This is a genomic window from Desulfofundulus thermobenzoicus (assembly GCF_009428905.1).
Lineage (GTDB): Bacteria > Bacillota > Desulfotomaculia > Desulfotomaculales > Desulfovirgulaceae > Desulfofundulus_A > Desulfofundulus_A thermobenzoicus.
In genome coordinates this window covers 1-437 of record NZ_WHYR01000206.1, presented here as the reverse complement: position 1 = coordinate 437, position 437 = coordinate 1, and the positions used below count along the sequence as shown (strand labels likewise).

Annotated in this window: 2 protein-coding genes; both read left to right on the top strand. The window is 44.2% G+C overall.

From position 1 onward, the window contains the following. The coding region (gene hisH / locus GFC01_RS18260) for an imidazole glycerol phosphate synthase subunit HisH (protein WP_152948519.1) at nt 1-351 on the top strand (351 nt) is incomplete at its 5' end. Then, a partial coding sequence (locus GFC01_RS20295; RefSeq protein ID WP_423244421.1) for a HisA/HisF-related TIM barrel protein occupies nt 348-437 on the top strand: 90 nt, incomplete at its 3' end. The genes hisH and GFC01_RS20295, both read left to right, overlap by 4 nt.

The window sequence follows — 437 nt, the reverse complement described above, 5'->3', positions numbered from 1 at the left end:
GGATTGGGTCCGTTAAAAGGGCGTGTCGTTCTTTTAAAGGATCGTGATCAGGACGGGCAAAGGCTAAAGGTACCTCATATGGGGTGGAATGAGCTCACGTTTCATCAGCCCGCCCCATTGTTTGACGGTGTGCCAGAAGGATTTGCGTACTTTGTTCACTCTTATTATGTGAGTGATATGAATCCAGATGAGCAATTAGCAAGCGCGGACTATGGTGTTCAAGTACCAGCTGTTGTTGGCAAGGGAAATGTGCTTGGAGCACAGTTTCACCCTGAAAAAAGCAGTACAACGGGAATGGCGCTGCTCAAACAATTTATTCAATTAGCAAACGAACAGAGGGTGAACAAATGAGTGAGTTTACATTATATCCAGCGATTGATATGAGAAATGGCAAATGTGTACGTCTTGTGCAAGGAGATTATGATCAAGAAACCATT